Annotated in this window: 17 protein-coding genes and 1 pseudogene; 1 reads left to right on the forward strand and 17 read right to left on the reverse strand. The window is 55.6% G+C overall.

Annotation, left to right across the window (positions count from 1 at the left end; genetic code table 11):
• Nucleotides 1–2: 2 nt before the first annotated feature.
• The 9 genes and pseudogenes from tssH to ACX9GT_RS23390 all read right to left on the reverse strand — a co-directional run bounded on the left by tssH (nt 3) and on the right by ACX9GT_RS23390 (nt 11,428).
• Complete coding sequence (gene tssH / locus ACX9GT_RS23350) at nt 3–2,648, reverse strand: type VI secretion system ATPase TssH (RefSeq protein WP_473188937.1); 2,646 nt, start codon at nt 2,646–2,648, stop codon at nt 3–5.
• A gap of 186 nt (nt 2,649–2,834) precedes the next feature.
• Complete coding sequence (locus ACX9GT_RS23355; protein WP_459402226.1) at nt 2,835–3,326, reverse strand: Hcp family type VI secretion system effector; 492 nt, start codon at nt 3,324–3,326, stop codon at nt 2,835–2,837.
• 12 nt (nt 3,327–3,338) lie between these two features.
• Nucleotides 3,339–5,042: an OmpA family protein gene (locus ACX9GT_RS23360; protein WP_473188938.1), complete on the reverse strand. Its 1,704-nt coding sequence runs from the start codon at nt 5,040–5,042 to the stop codon at nt 3,339–3,341.
• A 9-nt stretch (nt 5,043–5,051) separates the two neighbouring features.
• Nucleotides 5,052–5,708: a type VI secretion system protein TssL, short form gene (gene tssL, locus ACX9GT_RS23365; protein WP_473188939.1), complete on the reverse strand. Its 657-nt coding sequence runs from the start codon at nt 5,706–5,708 to the stop codon at nt 5,052–5,054.
• The gene (gene tssK, locus ACX9GT_RS23370; RefSeq protein ID WP_473188940.1) at nt 5,705–7,054 is read right to left on the reverse strand and encodes a type VI secretion system baseplate subunit TssK; all 1,350 of its coding nucleotides are present in this window, start codon (nt 7,052–7,054) and stop codon (nt 5,705–5,707) included. Before tssK ends, tssL begins: the two co-directional genes overlap by 4 nt.
• 22 nt (nt 7,055–7,076) lie before the next feature.
• Complete coding sequence (tssC, locus tag ACX9GT_RS23375; protein WP_473188941.1) at nt 7,077–8,645, reverse strand: type VI secretion system contractile sheath large subunit; 1,569 nt, start codon at nt 8,643–8,645, stop codon at nt 7,077–7,079.
• Nucleotides 8,646–8,677: 32 nt separating this feature from the next.
• Nucleotides 8,678–9,178: a type VI secretion system contractile sheath small subunit gene (gene tssB / locus ACX9GT_RS23380; protein ID WP_473188942.1), complete on the reverse strand. Its 501-nt coding sequence runs from the start codon at nt 9,176–9,178 to the stop codon at nt 8,678–8,680.
• A 771-nt stretch (nt 9,179–9,949) separates the two neighbouring features.
• Nucleotides 9,950–10,189, reverse strand: a pseudogene (locus tag ACX9GT_RS23385) (fimbria/pilus periplasmic chaperone); the annotation flags it as partial.
• 96 nt (nt 10,190–10,285) lie between these two features.
• A complete protein-coding gene (locus ACX9GT_RS23390; protein ID WP_473187570.1) occupies nt 10,286–11,428 on the reverse strand; it encodes an IS4 family transposase in 1,143 nt (380 codons plus the stop codon).
• A 1,017-nt stretch (nt 11,429–12,445) separates the two neighbouring features.
• On the opposite strand from ACX9GT_RS23390, the gene ACX9GT_RS23395 reads away from it, so the two are divergent.
• On the forward strand, nt 12,446–12,907 hold the full coding sequence (locus ACX9GT_RS23395; protein ID WP_473188943.1) for an EVE domain-containing protein: 462 nt from the start codon (nt 12,446–12,448) through the stop codon (nt 12,905–12,907).
• Between the two features lie 6 nt (nt 12,908–12,913).
• On the opposite strand, the gene ACX9GT_RS23400 is transcribed toward ACX9GT_RS23395, so the two are convergent.
• The 8 genes from ACX9GT_RS23400 to ACX9GT_RS23435 form a co-directional block, all read right to left on the reverse strand.
• Complete coding sequence (locus ACX9GT_RS23400; RefSeq protein WP_473188944.1) at nt 12,914–13,741, reverse strand: MrpH family fimbial adhesin; 828 nt, start codon at nt 13,739–13,741, stop codon at nt 12,914–12,916.
• Nucleotides 13,742–13,821: 80 nt separating this feature from the next.
• Nucleotides 13,822–14,325, reverse strand: coding sequence for a fimbrial protein (locus ACX9GT_RS23405; RefSeq protein WP_473188945.1), 504 nt, complete (start codon nt 14,323–14,325; stop codon nt 13,822–13,824).
• Between the two features lie 41 nt (nt 14,326–14,366).
• Complete coding sequence (locus tag ACX9GT_RS23410) at nt 14,367–14,855, reverse strand: fimbrial protein (RefSeq protein ID WP_473188946.1); 489 nt, start codon at nt 14,853–14,855, stop codon at nt 14,367–14,369.
• Nucleotides 14,856–14,874: 19 nt separating this feature from the next.
• Nucleotides 14,875–15,414: a fimbrial protein gene (locus ACX9GT_RS23415; RefSeq protein ID WP_473188947.1), complete on the reverse strand. Its 540-nt coding sequence runs from the start codon at nt 15,412–15,414 to the stop codon at nt 14,875–14,877.
• Nucleotides 15,415–15,477: 63 nt separating this feature from the next.
• The gene (locus ACX9GT_RS23420) at nt 15,478–16,227 is read right to left on the reverse strand and encodes a fimbria/pilus periplasmic chaperone (RefSeq protein ID WP_473188948.1); all 750 of its coding nucleotides are present in this window, start codon (nt 16,225–16,227) and stop codon (nt 15,478–15,480) included.
• Between the two features lie 11 nt (nt 16,228–16,238).
• Nucleotides 16,239–18,809, reverse strand: coding sequence for an outer membrane usher protein (locus ACX9GT_RS23425; protein ID WP_473188949.1), 2,571 nt, complete (start codon nt 18,807–18,809; stop codon nt 16,239–16,241).
• Nucleotides 18,810–18,932: 123 nt separating this feature from the next.
• A complete protein-coding gene (locus ACX9GT_RS23430; protein ID WP_473188950.1) occupies nt 18,933–19,466 on the reverse strand; it encodes a fimbrial protein in 534 nt (177 codons plus the stop codon).
• Between the two features lie 69 nt (nt 19,467–19,535).
• Entirely contained in the window at nt 19,536–20,069 is a 534-nt protein-coding gene (locus ACX9GT_RS23435) for a fimbrial protein (RefSeq protein WP_473188951.1), read from the reverse strand.
• Nucleotides 20,070–20,566 lie beyond the last annotated feature (497 nt).

The raw sequence follows: 20,566 nt of genomic DNA on the forward strand, positions 1-20,566 counted from the left end.
GGTCATGCCTCCGTGCTATCAGTCGCGACAGCCGTGTCCGTGAAGGTCAGGGTGATGCCGTTGTTGTTGTAACCCAACGTCAGCCCCTGGGCCGATTGTGAGGCCGCCTGCCGTTGCAGCAGTTGGCTGCTGAGTGCGGGCAGAATGTGTTGATTGAGCAGGCTGTCGATATGGCGTGCCCCGCTGTCTGGCAGCAGACAGGCAGCCACCAGGGTGTCGGTCAGGCTGTCTTCCATCACGCAGTGCAGACCGTAATGCTGGTGCAACCGTTGGGCCAGTTGGCCCAGCTTGATGGCAACGATACGCGTGAGTGCCATCGCGCCCAGCGGGCGGTAAATCAGGGTCTGGAAGCGCGCCAGCAGCGCCGGCTGAAAATGGTCACGCAACAGCGGGCGTAGCCGTTCATGTAATTCGCTCTCCGGCGCATCGGGGTATTTATCGAGATACGTCATCAGCGCATCGCTGCCGAGGTTGGAGGTCATCACGATCACGGTATTGCGAAAATCAATCTCCCGCCCTTCGCCATCGCGCATAAAGCCCCGGTCAAACACCTGATAGAACAGGTTGAGTACGTCGTGGTGAGCTTTCTCCACCTCATCAAGCAGCACCACACTGTAAGGCCGTTGGCGCACCGCTTCGGTCAGAATGCCCCCCTGGCCGTAACCCACATAGCCCGGCGGTGAGCCTTTGAGCTGGCTGACGGTGTGGGCTTCCTGGTATTCGGAGAGGTTGAGGGTGACCAACGACGCTTCACCGCCAAACAGGGTATCGGCCAGCGCCAGCGCGGTTTCGGTTTTCCCCACCCCGCTCGGACCGACCAGCAGGAACACGCCCTGCGGGCCATTATCCGGCGTCAATCCGGCGCGGGTTGCACGCAATCGCTGCGCCAGAGCACCCAGCGCCACGTCCTGCCCGATAACCCGTTTCGTCAACTGGCGTTCAAGCTGCAATAATTCGCTCTGTTCGTCCTTCAGCAGGCTGCCCAGCGGCACGCCGGTCCAGTCAGCGATCACCGTCGCCACCGCCCGCGCATCCACGTCCAACCACAACAGCGGGTTGCAACGCTGGATATCGTGCAACTGCGCCCTGAGCGCCTGACTCTCTTCGCGGCGATTACCCGCCTGACGCACCATCAATAGTTGCTCTGTCAGCGCTCGTTCTTTCTCGTATTGCACCGCCAGCCGGATCTGATGCTTCTGCAGTGCCCGGACCCGATCGCTGATGTCCGCCAGCCGGGCCGGATCGACTTCGGAGCTCAACACCTTGTCATCTTCGATCGCCTGCTGCTCGAGGGCCAACGCCGCCAGTTCTGCTCTGAGGTGTACGATTTGCTGTGGTTCGTTATCCAGGCTCATGCGCACCCGGGCACTGGCGGTATCCAGCAGGTCGACCGCCTTGTCCGGCAACTGTCGGCCGATCAGGTAACGGCGCGACAAGGTGACGGCGGCTTTAACCGCCGAGTCGCGGATATGCACCCCGTGGTAGGCGGCATAACGGGCCTTCAGGCCACGCAGCATCCGGCAGGCGTTTACATCATCCGGCTCCTCCACGTTGACCCGTTGGAAACGCCGCTCCAACGCCGCATCTCGCTCAAAATACTGCTTGTACTCTGACCAGGTAGTGGCGGCAATGGTGCGCAACTCCCCGCGTGCCAGTGCCGGTTTCAGCAGGTTGGCCGCATCGGCTCCGCCCGCCTGATTACCGGCACCGATAAGCGTGTGCGCTTCATCGATAAACAGCACGATCGGCGTCGGTGATTGCTGCACGGCGGCAATCACATTCTTAAGCCGTTGTTCAAACTCGCCCCGCACGCCTGCGCCCGCTTGCAACAGCCCCAAATCCAGGGTGCGTATCGCGATGTTTTTCACACTGGCCGGGGCGTCACCTTCCGCCAGACGCAGCGCCAACCCTTCCACCAGGGCCGTTTTGCCGACGCCAGGTTCACCCACCAAGATCGGGTTGTTCTTGCGACGGCGGGAAAGAATGTCCACCATCTGGCGAATTTCATTGTCACGGCCCAACACCGGGTCAATCTCGCCCGCCCGCGCTTTGGCGGTTAAATCCTGGGTAAATTTATTCAGTTCAATCTGCAAAGCCTCATTCGGTTCGACGGCCGGGGGCAACGTGGCCTCCACCGGAGCATCAACCTGCCATTCCAGGCGCGGGGGCTTTTCCGGGCGCTCTTCCGATTGCGCATCCAGCAATGGCATCAGGTGGGCCAGTTGCGTGGCACTGAGGCTGAGCAACGGCCAGGCTGCCGTCTGGGAGACCAGGTATCCTGTGGCCGTGAGTGCCATCAGCACGTGCAGTGACCGCACCGCCTCCGTATTGACCTGTGCCGAGGCTTCCAACCATGCGCTTTGTATCAACTGTTGCAACGGGGCCGACAGTTGCGGTTTGCCCTGCCGCTGATAGGGTAACCGCTCCAGCGGGGCCAGCAGCCCGTGCCACAGCGCATCCTGATCCCAGTCGTAACGCCGGGCGATCACCGAGACATCCCCGTCCCCCTGCTCCAGCAGCTTGAGCAACCAGTGCTCCACGGTGATCTCCGCATGGCCCCGGGTCTGGCACAGGGTGGCTGCTGCCGCCAACGCCTGGGCACAGTAAGGATTTAACCGATGTAATAAACGTGCTGCGTGAGTGCTCATGCCTCTTCCCTGTTTTCTCTTTCCTGTGCCCGCCATGATCCCGTGCAGGCACGCTACCGCCCATAGCCGTTAACCGAGGCCCATAAGGTCATTGATGTCATATGAATGCGTTTGGCTGAATACCGGCACGGCGAGACTCAGCCAAACACACCCAAAAGCAGGCGGTTTCCCGCCTGCTGTCAGGGCTTACGCGGTGGTACGCTCATTCCAGGCATCGGAATGAATGATGTTGCCGTCTTTGTAGGTCCAGGTGATTTTTTCGTAGCGCAACTCGATCTCTTCCAGGTGGTTGTGCTTCTCTTTACCCGGATCCTTGATGTCGTGCATCTTCGGCGCCACTTTCACCACTTTGACGTTGTCCAGCGTGGTGTTGAAATACTCCACTTCCTGACCGGCGTCATCGATGCGGTACCACTTGAACTCGGCCTTTTTCAGCGTCTGGCCAGTGGTCACCGCCTTGTACAGGTACGGGCTGGACGCGTCGATTTCCTTGGTGAACACAAACGGCGTGTGGATACGGGTCCCGGTCAGCTTGCCGGTGTTGTTGTCGGTCGGGATGTACAAGTTATGGTCCTGTGCCACCACTTCGATGCTGCCCTGGCGACTTTGCACGTCCACCGAACCCTTGATGTCTGCACCGCCGTCGTCCTTCAGCCACAGATAGACTGGAATTGCCATGTAAAGCTCCTTTTATTGACGTAATAAGGTCACCTGCTCCGGTGACCGGGTTATCGTTTCTGGCCCCGGGCAGGCCGAGGCCGCCGGCACCAGACTGATTTCAACGCGGCGATTGGCCGCTCGCCCGGCAGCCTTCTCATTGCTGGCCACCGGTTGGGTCGCGCCAAACCCCTGCACGGCAAAACAGCTCGCCGACACCGTGCTGTTTTGTATTATCCAGTCACGCACCGCTTCGGCCCGCTTGAGTGACAGCCCCTGGTTGCCCTGTGCATTGCCCGTGGCATCGGTATGGCCACTCACCACAATCAGCCAACCCGGCAGGGCCTTGAGGTTGACCAGCGCCTTCGCCAGCACCGGGATAGCGCCCGGTTTAAGCTGAAACCGACCGGGTTCAAACAGCGACAGGCTGTCCAGACGCACCGTCTGGGGTGCCTCGGCCGAGGTAACAGCCGGGGCGTTGCCCACCGGCACTGCCGGAGGCCGATACCGCGCAATCGCCGTCAGTACCGGCTGGCGCACCCGCTCACCGGCATACAACCCCAGCCCCAGACGCAGCGGCGCTCCCTCGCGGTAATAACCGGTCAACAGGCGCGCATCACGCTGCAATACCGCCACCGTGCGGGCTTGCTCCGTCTTATCATCGGCCGCCACCGTCTGATAGCGCTGCAGGTCGTCACCGACCTGCCGCAACAGCAGCCGGTTCTGCCAGGCGGAACACCCCAACGCAACGACACCGGCCACTACGAATAACCAGAGTACCGTCACCTGCGCCCGATGCCCCGGTGTCCACCGGGATTGGCACGGCAACAGCGGCAATAGCCTGTCGGGAAACGGCAAACTCACCGGCGCGTCCCCACGGGACGGCGCGACACCCTCATTCAGCGAGGTTTTACGCTGACCCCACTGCTGCCAGAGACTGTCCGTGGCCCGCAAAGGCACCTCCGGGACCCAGGTCAACGCCAGCAGCGCCAGTGAACCCGGTCGCTCAGGGTGTTCAGGGTCAGTCCAGGCGGGCAGGAGCGTCTGTGCCACCCACTCCAACCAGTTGTTCAACTCCACCCGGGTATCCAGGGAGGCTGCAACTGCCCCCTGCGCCAATGGCACCGGATCCCCGCCTGCTTCACTGACGCACACCGAAGTCTGCCCGGCTTGCCAGATAAACCAGGTCGTGTCGGCAAGGTGCTGGGCAGGCCCGGCAAGGTAACTGGTCAGGCAGACCGTCATCTCGATACCATACCGGCGACGCACGTCACCCAACTGATAGCGCAGGGTCCTTGTCTGCCCCGCCAGTACCGCCACATCCTGTTGCTGCTGCGGGTTGACCACCCATAACACACTGAGCTGCCCTCCCCACCCCGGACGGTGCGCCAGGATGTCCCCAACCCGTTGCGCCAACTGCCTGATCGCCGGCACCGGCAGGTAACAACCCTGTGGCGTCACGCGCACCGGGTGTTCACCCAACAAGGCGGCCAGGCCATCGCCACACACCAACACTACCGGATGGGGGTACGTCGCCGGGGGCAGTACGCTATCATCAGCAAACGCGTCGGTACCGGTCTGACGTCCATACCGCACCCACACCACCAGAACGATAAGCACCACGGCAACCGATACACCCACCCGTAGCCCGGTGGATAACGGCAGAAAGCCCCACGACAGCAACAGGAGCAGTCCACCGCCCCAGAGCCACAGGCCCCGCACTCCCCTTGGTGTCATACCGAGTCCTTAAGGATGCCCCGGCAACAGGGCCGTGACGGCCATGGCCAGGTGCTGTTGCAGCCCCCACCAAAGGCTGGCCAATACGCCGACCGCAACCAGCAGATGCACAACCCGTGACGACATCCAGCCTGCCCACTGGCGTCGGTTGGCCTTAATCAACAGGGACGTCCCCGGCGTCACCGCCAACGGCGTGACCCGGCTGGCCAACTCCGTCAGCAATTTCACCCGCTCCGGTGCCTGCTCGTCGCCGTAATGCCCGCAGAACCCCAGCATCAGCACCCGGTGAAAACCGGTCAGTACCGCCACATCCGGGGCCGGTTCACGCAGTACCGCACGCATCTGGTCATACAGTTGCACCCCGGCCTGATGCTGATTGAAAAAATGCGCCTGCAGCGGTTGTGCGGCCCAGGCAGCATGTTCCGCCCCCTTCGCCCGCACCAGCACGGTCTCATCCAGCAACGCGCACAGGGCATAGCAGAGGTGGTCGACCGACCGCTCGTTCACCCCCTGCTCACGCAGGCGCTGCCGGGTCTGTTCAATCTGCTCCGTGCAGTGCTGCCACAGCGAGGCCCCCTGTTCAACCGCCACACCCTGTCGCAACTGCACCACCAGGAGATAGCTGTCCTGCAACAGGGCATCGATATCGACCGGCGGCGTTTTCATGATCGCAGTACCGCGAACAGTTCAAGCTGCACGTCCGTCAGCGTGCCGGGCACGTAAAACGAACAGGCCCCCGCCGCCAGCATGGCCTGCCCTTTGGCATGCTTCAGATCCAGCGCAAAATACTGGTTCTCCAGCCGCAACGGGATGGCGGCTGGCACGTGACTGAGCGGCAGCAACGGAATGCCGTTCAGGGCGATGTTAATCAGTTGATTGACGTCATCGGGAGCACCGGCCTTGCACAGTAACGGGAACTGCGTCTGGATCTGGTGTGCCGGCAGGCTGGAACGAACGGACAGGTAGAAATCTGCGTCCTCGCGTAAACGCGGGTCGTTCAGTGAAACGGTCCACAGATGGGCATTCACGTTTTCCAGCGGCAGCGCCATCACCCGCGATGGCAGGCTGGCTTCCAGCAAGGTGCCGATCAGGCTGAGCAACGGGGGCAATACCGTACCCAGTTGCTGATGGTCATAGGCCGGGATAGCCGACAACTCATGATCCAGTGAAAACGTCAGCAAGGCCCCGGCCAGCTTGACCAGTTCCCGATAAACCAGTTCGGGAGGACGCGCCGGATGGGCCAGCAGGTCGGCCAGCACCGGCTCATAGGTGTTCAGGGCGTTGAGCAGCCAGAACAACGACACATCGGCCACGGCAAAATCGGCCATGCGCTGGTTGCTTTCCCGGCGCATCCCCATCAGCCGGGTGCGCTTGGCACACAGTTGGGTCAGCAGGCTGTCCAACTGATTCATCAGGGCGGGTTGGGCGCTGAAATGCAGCAACGGCGGCACAAACAGCGGATCCAGGTTCCAACTGCCCTGCGTATCACGCACCAGTTGCACCACCGGGCAGGTCAGGTAATTGCCGTTCTCGTCATCGTCCACACGCAGCGTCAGGGCATACTCTTCCACCGCAATCGACAGGCTGTCGTCGTCATACACGTCCTGCACCTCACGCCAGTCCTGGCGGTAACGGGTCGGACGATCGGCCTTCGCTTCCCCGCGCAGGCAATTGCCGCCATTGGCATGCTCCAGCGGCAAGGCCAGCAACAGGGTCACCGTCTGACGGCCTTCCGGTACCACTTGCGCCAGCTCCAGCGCCGGGGGCAACCGGTCCGCACAGTCGGTATCAATCAGCGTGCCATCCTGCAGGCGTACCCGCAGGTGCTGGGCCTTCAATTTCCCCAGGCGCAAGGCGTCGTTGTCAAACGATGCCGCCAGCACCCCCCAGGGATGGGTCAGCGCCAGGCTGGCCAAACACTCGTTGGTATACGCTTCCCAGCGCGCCTGCTGCTGAAAAATCTGGGGGGACAGCATCATCCCCGTGGCCCATAACGGGCGAGCAATCTTCATGGCATATCCTTTACGTCAACAATCAGGCTTTGGCTTTCGGCATCTGTGACACCAGTGACAGCGCCACGTCCAAGCCTTCCACCTGGAAGTGCGGCACCGCATACAATTTCACACGGAAGAAGCCCGGGTTATCCTCGATGTCTTCCACCGTTACCTTGGCGTCACGCAGCGGGTGAGACGCCTGCAGGTCATCACCCGGATCGGTCATCTCGGTCACCAGGCCGCGCACCCAGTTGTTGAGCTCCAGCTCCAGCAGACGACGGTCTTTGGTGGTGCCGATGTTCTCGCGCTGAATAATCTTCAGGTAATGTGCGATACGTGACAGCAGGAAGATGTACGGCAGGCGGGCGTTGATGCGGCTGTTAGCCGTCGCATCCGCGGTGTCGTACAGTGCCGGTTTCTGCGCCGAGTTGGCGGAGAAAAAGCAGGCGTAATCCCGGTTTTTGTAATACGACAGCGGGATAAAGCCCAGGTTGGCGAACTCGAACTCGCGGGTTTCCGGGATCATCACTTCTGACGGGATCTTCACCTGATTGCCGGTACCCAGGTCATACAGGTGGATCGGCAGGTCGGTGACTGCGCCACCCGCCTGCGGGCCACGGATCTGCACGCACCAACCGTTGTCAATAAAGCTTTTCACCATATTGGCGGCAAAAGCGAACGAGGCGTTGGTCCACAGGTAGCGGTCGTGGTCTGGACCGGTGATGTCTTCCACATAGTTGAAGTTGCGTACCGGCACGGTATCCGGCCCATACGGCAAACGCCCCAGCACGCGAGGTAGGGTCAGACCGATATAGCGGGCATCGTCAGTGTCACGGAAGGACTTCCACTTGATGTATTCGGCACGATCAAAGTAGTTGCCAATATCCTTGATGGCGGCCACTTCCTCCATGGTGTTTTTGCCGAAGAACGCCGGGCCAACGGCACCGATAAACGGCATATGGGCCGCCGCCGCCACCTTGGAGAGGTTGCGTAGCAACGCCACGTCCTGCGGGCTGGCATCAAACTCGTAGTTGGAAATCACTGCCCCAATCGGCTCACCGCCAGGGGTGTCATACTCCTGAATATAGGTGTGACGATACAGGCCGCTCTGGATGATTTCCGGGCTGTCTTCAAAATCCTGGCGCAGATCGTCTTTGGAGACGTCGAGCAGCTCCAGCTTCACGTTCTGGCGAAAATCGGTTTTGTTCACCAGGGATTTCAGGCCACGCCACAGGGATTCCACTTTCTGGAATTCCGGGTGATGCATCACCGCATCCAGCTGACGGCTGATTTTTTCATCCAGCGCGGCGATATGGCTGTCCAACAAATTCTTGTCGAGTTTTTCGACCTTCTGCGCCGACTGCTTGAGCAAATCCAGAAAGACGCTGACGGCGGCGGTAACCCGCTCATCGGCGGAGACATCCGCCAGGGCATCGCCGTCCTGAAAGGCGTCAATGCCGTTCAACTGGGAAACCGGGTTAAGGTTGATTTTTTCAAACAATGACGCGTAAACGCTGTGCGGGGCCGGGACGTCTTTTTCCAGCACGGTGGTGGTAAGGTTCTGACGTTGTGCCGTTATTTCCTGCAGTGTTTCTTCCTGTCCAGACATCGGTTTCTTCCTTATCTTCCCATCCCGGGCGATTAACAGTTTTCGAGTGCCAGTATTTCCAGCTCCATCCGCAGTTCGTCGCTCAGCGCCTCATCCTTCAGGATGATTTCGAGCTCACGTCGGAAGGTGGTGTTGTCCAGCAGGTTGGATTTGAGATCACGCAGCAGGTTGCGCATCGCCAGCAGGGCGCGCAGTTGCGGGATTTGGCGCGCCACCTGTTCCGGTTCGAAATCTTTCATTTCGCGGAAGGCCAGTTCCACGGCGGTGTCGCTGCGGTCATCAGCCAGGGTATCGGGCACGGAGAGGGTAAGTTGAGGGTTGAATTCTGCGAGCACGCTGTCGAAATTGTTTTTATTGACGGCGACCTTGCTGCGTTCAGATAAGGCACGCTGTTCCTGGCCTTGGCTGTAGTCGCCCATCACCAGCAACTTGAGCGGCAACTCGACTTTTCTCTGTGCGCCACCGGTGTGCAGGTCAAGTCGGACGTTAATGCGGGCCTTCGGAATTTCGCTCTGGTAGGAGGAATTGGACATAGTTATCCCTGTTCAACTGAAACAATGAAAAACGGTCTGCCCTGGGGGATAAATAAGAATGGCTAACCCTGCCAGATAACAACATCCTTTTTCTTTACACCTTTCGGTGTAAACCAAAGCGGGTGTGACAAGCGAGCGCATTCAATCCCTGATGGCATGACGCAATGTGTTTTAGATAAAAATCTGAAATACCGTCTTCCAGACAGACGACCATAATAGCAGCATGGAAGGATTAGCAAAGTGATTGGAAAGAAATTTTTAACTTCTATTATGCAGCAATAGCTATTGTCCCTAAAGACACGCCAGCCTAGATAGCAAGAAATATCCTAAAAAAAGTCCCAGCAAGCCACAAAGAATAAGGCCAGACAAAGGTAATCAGGTTATGGTTTAAAAAATCGCTTCAACATAAGGTATCAGATTTCGAGAGCAAAACATTCATTTTATGAATGATTATATTAACCTTACTTAATTATTTATTATGAATAAGATGAAAGATAGCGCATTCACAACACGAAAATCATGCACGTGGGGCTATAAAAAGCACTGCTCTCTCACATAATAATACATCAATAACAAGACCGATTTTGAACAAAAAAACGCCAAAAAAACACACAATATCAGCTCAAACGTAACGTTTGCGCCCTTGTGGTAGTTCTTCCCAGACAGTGACACTGGCAGGGACACCGGACAGTTCGGTGGTCATGACCCTGTAATCTCTGCCGTCGATGCAGACCACCGGGAACAACTGGCGGTTAACCTTCTGCGAGAAATGCCCGCCCTGACAATACGCAGCACGTTATCCTGCCCGCCATCCAGCCGGAACAGCGGGGGAGTCACCACAAAGGGGGCTTTGGCTTCACCCTTTCCTTGCACCTCAGCCCAGGATTGGATGAGGTAAGGGATCTTGTCCGGATTTTTGACGCTGAGCGCGGCTTCTTTTTTACTACCATCATAAATAACCCGGGTTCCTCCCACGACAATGCCCGCAGAGATGCTTAGAGAATGCAGCATTAACCCTTAATGATCCCCTCATTTTTAGAGACTCAAATAATTCCAAGTGTGCGGGTATATAACCGATGCTGCAATGATCCCCTCATTTTTAGAGACTCAAATAATTCCAAGTGTGCGGGTATATAACCGATGCTGCCTCAGGTAATAAGTAAACTTCTCCATCAACAACGTCGCGTAGGCTTCTTTCATTTTAGGCAGCAACTGATAGTAGATGACACCCTGTCGGAAAAATGAATACGTTCGGCTTTTGCTGGTATTGACCTTGATCGTTCGTTCCAGACCCACGCTGTCACCCGCCTTGCCCAGCAGCGTCAACAGGACTATCGCCAGCGCACTGAACAGAAATAATCGGTCGCGTCGTGCCGGATTTTTGACACGAACCTGACCCATTCCCATGCCAAATCTGTAGTCCTTGATGTCCCGAAAACTGCTCTCGATACCCCAGCGCTGACCATACAGACTCAAGGCCTTGGCAGCGCTCAAATCGACGCGATTACTCGCCAGAAACCACGGCTCTTTCATACCGCTCTTGTGACAGCAATAGACCCGCTCGACCCGCTGTCGTTGCCCGGTAAGCTCCACCTCTTTGAGCGTGCGAGTTCGCCCGGTCGGGGTAAGCCATTCAGTCGCCGGCACCTGAGCCATACCTGGGTAGCCAACGAGAATATTGCTTTTAAAACGAATGATATAGGCAAAACCCAACTCTTGTTCAAGACGTTCAAACAACGCCATATAACCGAAGCCACGGTCCGCCACGACGGTGACAAAAACCCCTTGCGGCAAGGTCTTCCTGAGCTTGGTTAACAGCGCCTTTTCATGAGCGTTGCGTTGCCCTTTGAGCAAGGATTTCTGGTGGGTTTTCCACAGGAGCGGCGTGTTGCGTCCATGGTTGGTTTGCAAGCTGATAACCAGGGTGCTGTGGTCATCAGTATCAAACTCAGTCCAATCCATGGAGACGACGATGTCAGTACGTTCAGCCACCACATAGGGAACCCAGTCATCAAACAGGCTCCAGACGTTTAGTTTAGTGTTGGTGAGCAGTCTATCAACCTGCTTGACGGCGTGCTTTCGCTCAAGGCCGCTTGCCAAAGAGAGCCCATTGCCAATTGCATGGATGGCCAATGAGCCCGACTCAATCACCCCGTGGGTTGCATTGGCGAGCGACAATACACGCTTGGCATGCATGTCCTGCCCGAATATGTCATCAATGTGGTTAAGGATTATTTCGTGGTTAAGCATGGAGATTGTCTGCTCGTTATTAGCGGGTCAATAACGGAGATCATACCTCAGAAGCCGTACCATGCCTCACTCATATGAGGGGATAGCTAAGGCATTAACCCGGTAGCCAATACCTTAGGCCATAATTTCATAGTCAAACTTCCTGTAATTAAAAACAAAAAAAAAGACAAATAACCACGTTATTACCTGCTATTTTCTTATAAACGGGTGTTTACATCCCCATAAAGAAAGCACGTATTTCGTTGTCTCAATGTAAATACTGCCTTTATTCTTAGTAGCGATAACGAAAGTTTACACACATATTTTAATGGTGCTTTAATTGCATAAAAAGATCGCCACGGCTTCAGGCGTTAATAATAATCAACATGACAAGTTAATTTTATGCCATTTCAAACCGTACCATTTACCACGATCCGAGCCAGCACTTTAGGGTTGGATATGCCCATTTTATTTACCAGTGAGCATTGGCGACCATGAATAGTCAAAAACTATCAATTGATTATTTTCGATCGTTTATCTCTATATAAGAATTATCCCATAAAATAAGAATTATAACTTTTAAAAGAATCAATAAATAGGTGTCATTGCAATTGAAAAATAGAGAAAAAACACCCTTGCACTCCATATATACATTCAGGAATAAAAAGAAAATTCTCATTTAAATCGATGGCTGACTTTGGAATAACGGGAAAATCTGGACAGGAACTTACGGTTTCCGCCTTGTATAAATTCATATTGCGAATAAAAACAACATAAATAGTTTTACAGTGAATTATTTTGAGGCTATACGATAGCCCATGGCACTCCCCATCGCTACTGCCAGAAATTGACAGTAAGACGCCTTAGCATTGGTTGCGTCGAGCATCTCTTGCGCCGACGTATTCATCACCCTATGCGGAGTCTCCATATGACAGAGCCAGATTGCATTATTTTGTCCGTAGAGAGCCCAGTGCTCTGCCGGTTTGTGGCCTTGGATTCAGATGACCATCGTCAGCATGTTTTTGCGCCGTCTGAAAAATGAGTAATAACTGGATTGCCGTAGCCTCGGCAGAGCATGTGCAATGTGGCAGAATCGGTGGATTTATGCAGGTTTGTCACGGTAAAGCAGGCCCATTGCGCCGCGTGAAGCCAGGGGATCGAGTTGCTTATTATTCACCCACGGTTGAGTTCGGTAGCAAAAATAAACTACAGGCATTCACTGCCCTCGGCATAGTCAAACCTGGGGAGCCTTACCCATTCGATATGGGCGGCGGATTTTGCCCTTTCCGCCGTGATGTCGCCTGGTTCAACGCCCATGAAGCGCCTATTCAGCCGATATTGAATGTTTTGGCTTTTTCCGCTGGCAATCGGAATTGGGGGTATCAACTGCGATTTGGGATTTTTCAGATCAGCGATCACGACATCAACATTATCGCAGCCGCGATGGGGGCTAATCTGCTGGGGATTGACGCTAAACCACAATCCCCAGCATCAGAGTAAGCAAAACTACGGCATAGTCAGAATAGCGGTGGCCGAACCGAAGAAATCACCGGCCTCCACGCTCCCCACTTTCGTCAGGGTGGAGGCAAACTCCAGCGGCATCTTGGTATTCGCTAAAGCGCGAATCCTGACCCCGGTTGACCCACTGACCCCGCCAATGGTCAACCGGGATTGCAGGCTGCCATCACTTCTGAGATTCACCATGCCATTCCCGCCCGCACCTGCGGCGTAGACCATCACATCCATTTCTTGTGTACAACGGATATAGCCAGTCTGCCGGGCTTGGTTCCCTTCAATCTCTTTCAACTGGACCTGCCCGTGTGTCAGCTCAATGCTGGTTTCGGTAAACTCACACTTGCCCACCGGCGGCGGTACGATACCGCATAAGCTGCTGGACATCATGGGGTTGCCCTGAGCGCTGGACGTCCCTGTTGCCGCCTTATAGTAGATCCCGACGCACTCCTGAGTGACCGCTGGCCCACTATGGCTCTGAGTGCCGCTGCGCGGCAGTGAATAATTGCGTTGAAAAGCTGCCCCCACCTCGCCTACTGTTCGGTAAATCTGGATACCATTAATAAATTCGTTACCATCCGACACCCAGTTACCGGATTCTCCAGCATCGCTATGTCGGTGGCCGATAAATGCCGTGCATTGTGACCACCCGTAGCAGGGGTTCGGCGTGGCATCGTTGGTATCCCAGTATTCGATGGTCCACCAATATTTGGCGACCGAGGGCGTCCCCTCACTTTTGGTTATATAAGAATAAATTGCACTCTGGGCGCTAAAAGCTGCCAACATCGTGACAGCCAAAAGAATATTTCTTATGGCTTTCATAAACACTCCTGTGATTATCCTTTATCCGTCGCGTGTCAATTAGCCACATCGTTGATATCAGGGTAAGCCGTATTAACAGGCTACTCATATTCCAATAAAAATGTCGCACTGGCGGTAAAGCCACCGGGAATAATGCTTTTTTGGGTAATCGCTTCGGGTTCACCCTGCACATAAGCCCGCAGGCTGAGGGTATTATTCCCCGCGAGCAGCCCCTGGTTATAACGCCCGCTATTGAGTGCCACCAGATTGCCCTGCTGCGTTTCAATACCAATGGCAATGCCTTGAGTCTGACTCGCCCCTGATATCGCCAACAGTCCGTTAAGTTTGGTGCTCTCAATACCGGAAAACGTCAGCTTCACCATATTCCCCAGGCTGATATCACAATCATCCAGATGCAATACCAGCGGTTCACCGAGTGTGCGGCCATTGAGATAAAGATATTTCTCCACTATCGAACCAAAATCGACCGTGATATTTTCATCTGCCGCCCGCAATGTGCAGGGTTCCGCGACCAAAGCGCCCCTGAAACGGACGTTATCGGCAGCTTGGGATAAACCGGGTAAACCAATAAGCCCTATCACCATGGGTAATAACCGTGCTGAAAGCCGCATCATATTGCTCCCTATTATTGGTAATCAGCCTGAAGCGTCACTGCGGCTTCAAAAGGGCCTTCCGTTAACAACACTCCCGGCTTTTGTACCGGCACGGCTTTGAGCTGGGGCTTGCTGGCTGACGTGATGGTGAGTTCGCTCCCCAAGGTAAATGGCTGGCCGTCACGCAGGATCTTAATCCCCAAGTCATTAATATTGGTTTGCACGGCGGCATTATCAAACGAGGTGCTGTTCCCCGTCAGTTTCAGCTTTAATACCCAACTGTGGGTATTAGGTTCACAAACCAGACTGTAATTAATGTCCTGCATATAATTAACGCCATCCACCTTTTTAATGCCGACCTTCAGGCCGAAATCAACGGTGATATTATTGCCACTGTTGATGGTACAAGGAGGCGGCTCGAGCAAGGTTCCCCGAAATGCCACATCTCCCCCAGCAGCACACGCCATCGATAAATATCCACTTAAACCCGCAGCCAGCAGGGAAAACTGTAAAATCCGCATGACGTCTGTCTCCCTCTGTTTACTGGTAATCGATTAATAACGTCGCGGCTGCCGTAAACTCACCGCCGGTCAGGGTGGCCCCACTCTGTTTGACCAGCACCGCATAAAGTTCCGGTTTGCTGGGATAGGTATAGTTAAACCAGGTATTGGCATTTAACGGTTGAGTCCCGCGATATAACGCGATCCCTAAACCGTTTTTATCCGTACGCAGCAACGCCGAATTAAAACTGGCCGCAGTACCTTGAATACTCATTTTCAGGTTATTGGATTTCTGGATATCGCAGCTCAGGCTATAGGTAATCGCCTGTTTATAATTAACGCCATCGATACGGGTGGTCATGACTTCATCACCAAAATCCACCCGAATCGTCTGATTATTATTAATCGTACAGGGCGGTGGAATAATGACCGTCCCTCTGATATTCACCAGTACGTTGGCGATAGAGGGAGCACTCATCAGCAAAACGCTCAGTAACACCGCGAAGCGATATTTAGCTATCGCCCCTGTGCGCATTGCACCCTGGCGATACGCACCCGGTACAGGATAATGTTGTTGCATTCGTTCTCTCCTTGCAGACCTGACCCGCGCCCTCTCCCTGTGACCTGGCACGACCGGCTTGAGTTAGCCCTTCTTCTCCGGTACCAGTTGGCAGTCCGCCCCACCGCATCTGAACGTCAGCAACGGGCGGCCGCCATAATCGTTGACGTAGGTCAGTACCGGCGTATTGCCCAGCACCGCGGTTCCTACCCCCAGCGATGCACTCCCTTTCGGATCCAGCATCAGCGGCTCAAAACCTGGCGCGCTGACCCCCTTTTGGCTCCCCGCGTCCACCAGCGTCACATAATAGGGCGTCGGGTTGTTGACCACATACTTGTCACCCTGCCTGCTCAACGTCAGTTGCTCCTGCCACGGCGTTGCCATCTCTGTGGTGGTCTTCACCAGCCCTTTTGGCCGATAAAACAGCTTGATGCGCGTTTGCAGTGCGATCTGCAACGTGTTGGACTTATCACTCTTTGGCGGGATCTCACGCAGGTTGAAGTAGTACAGCGTTTCCCGATCCTGCGGCAGTTGGTTCACCGTCGGCAACGCCTGCACCTTGACCTGGCTTTTCGCCCCGGCTTCGATGCGCTGTACCGGTGGCAGCACCGTCAGCGGGCTGGTCACTTTGTTACCCTTCTCATCCTCTATCCAGCCCTGTGCCAGATACGGCAGTTGCGGGTTATCATTGTTCACGCTCAGGCTGACCGACTTATCTCCGCCTGCAAAGATAATCCGGGTGCGATCCAGCGCGATAGCCGCCTGAGCCTGCGTCGTCAGTACGCACAGCAAAGTTCCGGCGACCAGCGCCACCCCTGTATTCACTCTCTTCATTTCATGTCTCATCATTGTGTTATCTCAGCGTTTTTCTGTACTGCGGCCAAGTCTGTGGTGGTGGTTTTCGGGGTGACAATCCTGCATGGCAACAGCAACTCTTTTATCCCATCGGTGGGCAGTACGGCAGGCAATATCAGTTCACATTGCGCCCGCTCGTCCCAGTGCACGGTCATCGTCTCGCCGCGCTGGATACCGCTCAGATATACGCTGCCACCGTCGTTGACGATCCCCACATCGCGCTTTTTCAGATTCTGTACTACCGCCCCGAATGGCGGCATCGTGCCGTCTTCCAAGCGGATCACCGCCATCGCCTTCTCACCCGCGACCACGTCAAACCGGCGGTAGCCAATCGCCCCTTCCGTCAGCGTCGCCTGCACCACCGACTTCAACGCCTCGGCGTTGTCAGGCAGTTGGTCCAGATCGATGTTCACCCGATTGCGGTAGTAACTGTTCATATCCGCCACCACCGCCTTGCCATAGCGGTTGGTCAGCACCGGTGCGCCGTAGTTACGAATAGGAATACCTGCCACCCCATCGGTATCCACCAGCAGACGGGTGCCACCCGGTACCGCTACGCGGTGCAATGCAGCCCCTTCGCGGGTCGCGGTCATTCCACCTTGCAGAGCCAGCCCCACCGCGCTGTAGCTCCCACTCTGGGCACTGGCGGTAGCATTAATCTGTGCCCAATCGGCCTGATGGCTGTAGAAACCGCTCGCCAGCGCGCCGTTGCGCGTCCAACCACTGCTCACCTGATAGCTGCCGCGATCGCCAACACGATCGGAGTAGCTGACCCGGTGCGTGTTGTCATTGCGATCCCATGTCCCGCTGTAGCTGACTGAGCCTCTGTTACCCCAAGGCAGGGATAGCGACAGGAACACACCGTCGTCATTCAGCCCGTTGTACTGATTGCGGTAACCGGTCAATGACAGGCTGAGGTTCTTGAAACGGCCGATATTGAGATAGCGCATCAGCGACAGGCTGTAGCGATCGTTGGCTTCCCGATCCCAGTAGGTCTGGTGGTCGTAGTTCAGGTTGGCCGTCAGCCCCATGTCGCGGAACTGCTGGCTGTATGACACCGTATACATCTCTTTGCTGCTCTGGCTGCGAACTCCAAGGTTACGCATCTCGATAAACTCACCCATGGTCATAAAGCTGCGTTCCGAGAAGCGGTAACCGGCAAAGGTCACCTGCCCACCAATCTGATCGAAGTTCTTCGAATAACGCAGGCGGTACGATCCCCCGCTCAGGGTTTCCTGCGGCAAGCGCGCCCGAGACTGAGTCACGTCAAACGACAGTGCCCCAAACGCCATCAGGTCACGGCCGATCCCCAGAGCCAAGGCGTTGTACTCATCACCGGCCAGGACACCACCGAACAGCGACCAGCCGTTGCTGATGCCCCAGGAGAATTCGCCGCTGCCAAACAGCGGCCCCTGCGTGCGGTGCCGCCAGTCGGTCGGCCGCCCGCTCGCCAGTTTGTAGCGCACCATGCCCGGCCGCGTCAGGTAAGGGATACTCGCCGTGCTGATGCTGAACGCCTGCACGCTACCGTCCTGTTCCTCGACGCGGACATCCATCAGCCCCGATACCGCGTTACTCAGATCCTGAATACGGAACGGCCCGGCTGGCACCAGCGTTTCATACAGCACTCGCCCCTGCTGGCTGACCACCACCCGGGCGTTGGTACGTGCCACCCCGCTCACCTCCGGCGCATAGCCGCGCAGGTTCGGTGGCAGCATCGCGTCATCGCTCACCAGGCTTACCCCGGTATAGCGGAAACTGTCAAAGATGTCGGAATTCAGGAAGTCTTCACCCACCGTCAGCTTGGCGCGTAGCTGTGCGATCGCCCGGTAAGCGGTGTACTGTGTCCACTCGAATTTCTGATGGATGGGTTCACCCGAGCCGGTCTGGTGATCGATCTGTGTCTGCCAACTGGCCCGTAGCCGCCAGCTTCCCGCATTGGCGCCCACCAGCCCGTTGCCGCTCAGGTTATAGCCCTTCTGCACATTGTCATTCTGGGTCTGACGCTGATTCTGCGCGTTGAGGTTGTAGTCCAGCAGCAGCCCTGGGATACCGTTATCCCAGCGCGCAGGCGGATCCCAGTCGGCGGCGCTGTATTCCAGGTAAGCCTGCGGAATGCTGAGATACAGGGTGTTGCTGCCCAAATCGGGGCGTACCGTCATCCCTTCCAGGCTGCTGAACGCCAAACACTGGCCGTTATGCCACCAGGCCAGTTGGCGGGCAAACTCCTCCTTGAGCCCTATCTGTGCCACCAGCGAGGCCGGGAGGCAGGCCTCACTGTTAGCCGGATCTTTTTCCGCCGGATAAAACTGAATCGACTGTTCTGACAGTTCCTGTTGATTAACGTTGACCACCAGGCTGTATTCACCTGGCATCACATAGCCCGCTCGAGCAAAACGCTTCAGATCGATATTGCCGCGCTCCTGAACATCCAGCACGTCGGTATTGAATTCGATGGGTTTTGCGGCAGACACCTGGCCATTCACCAGCGCCAGCGCAATCAGCAGCGGCAGCAGTCGGGGGCGCGGAACCTGTACTCCTACAAGTGGGGTGCTCATCATCCATTGACCTTTATGCGTTAATGACTTTCCCGGACGTTATGGTTGTTATTGAAGGGAATACCCTGCCGGGGAAGTAAATCTGTCTTGACGCGCGGATTCTCCATCATCACGTCAGCGTACGACTCAGTAATACTCGAGTTGGTAGCGCACCAGAGCGGTATAGGTGCCGGTCTGCAACGGCTGGTTGTTACTTACCATACGGGCGGTGTAGTTCAGGCGCATTTCCTTGGCCTGCAACACCGGCGTCTGCTCGGGTAGTTCTCTACCGGGAACGGCCTCATTGCCCCGCGCATCGCTCAATACCAGCGCCACGCCACGGGCTTCGCCATCAACCCCGAAACGCCCATCCTCATTGCGACCGTCAAACGTGACCCGAAAATGCTGCCCGCCGAGGATATTGTCGCCGACGTGTTTCAGCGCGCAGTTCACCAGGCCAATACTGAATGGGCGTGCCAGTGCCTGGCTGTTATTAACCACCTGATCGAAGGGCAGCGTGCCCATATCAATGGTCTGGTCACGGCTATTGGTATCGATATCGCAGGCGGTGGCAACGATCGCCCCGTTCATGTTAAGGCGGCTATTCCCCCAGGCTGGCAGCGCGGTGACAGTGCTCACCAGTAACAGCAACGTGGCAGTAGTAAACGTATTCCCTGACATCCCTGACTCCCGTTACGGACAAAGGAAACAAAGGCTGCATGCGGTTCCCACATGCAGCCACGTCCAATCTTAGTTGTATGCCAACGTAAAGTTGGTGGTTGAGGTGAAGTCACCTTCCTCGATATCCGCCAACGTAGTACCGGCATGCCCCTGCAGATAAGCAGAGAAACTCAGGGTGTTAGCACCCGCCAACAGGTTTTGCACGGTAGTGGCAGTACCCAGTTTGATCGGCTGGTTAGAACCATCGAACATGGCAATACTCGCGCCATGAGCACCTGCGATAGCCAGCAGCGTATTGGTATTACCCGCAGCGCCACCATTTGGGCCACCGAAAGTCACTTGTACCTTGTTTTTGCTGGCAATATCACAACCTTGCAGCTTGATATCAAAGTTCAGTACGCTGGATCTACCGCCGTTCACCAGGGCCACGTTAGCTACCTGACCAAAGCTCTTGGTCTGATCAAGGCTCTCTGGTGCGATGGAGCAAGGGGCATCGATGATCTTGCCTACGAAATTGACTTTGCCTGAACCGGCATCAGCATTTGCCAGAGATACCATTCCCAGAGACAAAATCGTAGCCAGCGCGATGTTATTCAGTTTCATGTTTTCTTTATCCTTAAAACGTTAATTAACGAGAGATCCAGGCATATTATTCCGTCGAAATTTAAACCGTGCCGACCAGTGCAACACAGTTTAAATTGGACGTTGGTTGATATACCGGGCAGCATCCTTTCATTTGGTATAAAAGAAGGCTTCCTTTCCTTCCCCTTTATTTTCGAAGGGGCGGCACACCAGAAAAAAAGCAACACTTTCCCGGTGCTTCATCCAATGAACAAAGCAAAAAGGTAAAATAATGATCTATGCAACAGTCTTGAAAGATCGAATTTCACACTCTAAAAAGTCAGCACCCAATTTATCTATCGAATACCAACACATTAAAAGAGGGAAACTCCACAGACTATTTCATAAGACATGTCTCATACTTGACAGCGGAAAAATTATTGCAAACGCACCTGAATTTTGAAAGTATTTTTTCTAAATAACGCGATTTCGCCATAAAAGTCTTATTTTTAAGAAAGAATATTCCTATTGCGACAACA

The sequence above is a fragment of the Serratia sp. YWN4 genome, assembly GCF_055790845.1.

Coding starts and splice junctions, on each gene's coding strand:
- ACX9GT_RS23425 (WP_473188949.1), bottom strand. CDS start 18,809: ATGATGAGCACCCCACTTGTAGGAGTACAGGTTCCGCGCCCCCGACTG.
- tssB (WP_473188942.1), bottom strand. CDS start 9,178: ATGTCCAATTCCTCCTACCAGAGCGAAATTCCGAAGGCCCGCATTAAC.
- ACX9GT_RS23410 (WP_473188946.1), bottom strand. CDS start 14,855: ATGCGGATTTTACAGTTTTCCCTGCTGGCTGCGGGTTTAAGTGGATAT.
- tssK (WP_473188940.1), bottom strand. CDS start 7,054: ATGAAGATTGCTCGCCCGTTATGGGCCACGGGGATGATGCTGTCCCCC.
- ACX9GT_RS23435 (WP_473188951.1), bottom strand. CDS start 20,069: ATGAAACTGAATAACATCGCGCTGGCTACGATTTTGTCTCTGGGAATG.
- ACX9GT_RS23430 (WP_473188950.1), bottom strand. CDS start 19,466: ATGTCAGGGAATACGTTTACTACTGCCACGTTGCTGTTACTGGTGAGC.
- tssL (WP_473188939.1), bottom strand. CDS start 5,708: ATGAAAACGCCGCCGGTCGATATCGATGCCCTGTTGCAGGACAGCTAT.
- ACX9GT_RS23420 (WP_473188948.1), bottom strand. CDS start 16,227: ATGAAGAGAGTGAATACAGGGGTGGCGCTGGTCGCCGGAACTTTGCTG.
- tssC (WP_473188941.1), bottom strand. CDS start 8,645: ATGTCTGGACAGGAAGAAACACTGCAGGAAATAACGGCACAACGTCAG.
- ACX9GT_RS23390 (WP_473187570.1), bottom strand. CDS start 11,428: ATGCTTAACCACGAAATAATCCTTAACCACATTGATGACATATTCGGG.
- ACX9GT_RS23400 (WP_473188944.1), bottom strand. CDS start 13,741: ATGAAAGCCATAAGAAATATTCTTTTGGCTGTCACGATGTTGGCAGCT.
- tssH (WP_473188937.1), bottom strand. CDS start 2,648: ATGAGCACTCACGCAGCACGTTTATTACATCGGTTAAATCCTTACTGT.
- ACX9GT_RS23355 (WP_459402226.1), bottom strand. CDS start 3,326: ATGGCAATTCCAGTCTATCTGTGGCTGAAGGACGACGGCGGTGCAGAC.
- ACX9GT_RS23415 (WP_473188947.1), bottom strand. CDS start 15,414: ATGCAACAACATTATCCTGTACCGGGTGCGTATCGCCAGGGTGCAATG.
- ACX9GT_RS23405 (WP_473188945.1), bottom strand. CDS start 14,325: ATGGTGATAGGGCTTATTGGTTTACCCGGTTTATCCCAAGCTGCCGAT.
- ACX9GT_RS23395 (WP_473188943.1), top strand. CDS start 12,446: ATGAGTAATAACTGGATTGCCGTAGCCTCGGCAGAGCATGTGCAATGT.
- ACX9GT_RS23360 (WP_473188938.1), bottom strand. CDS start 5,042: ATGACACCAAGGGGAGTGCGGGGCCTGTGGCTCTGGGGCGGTGGACTG.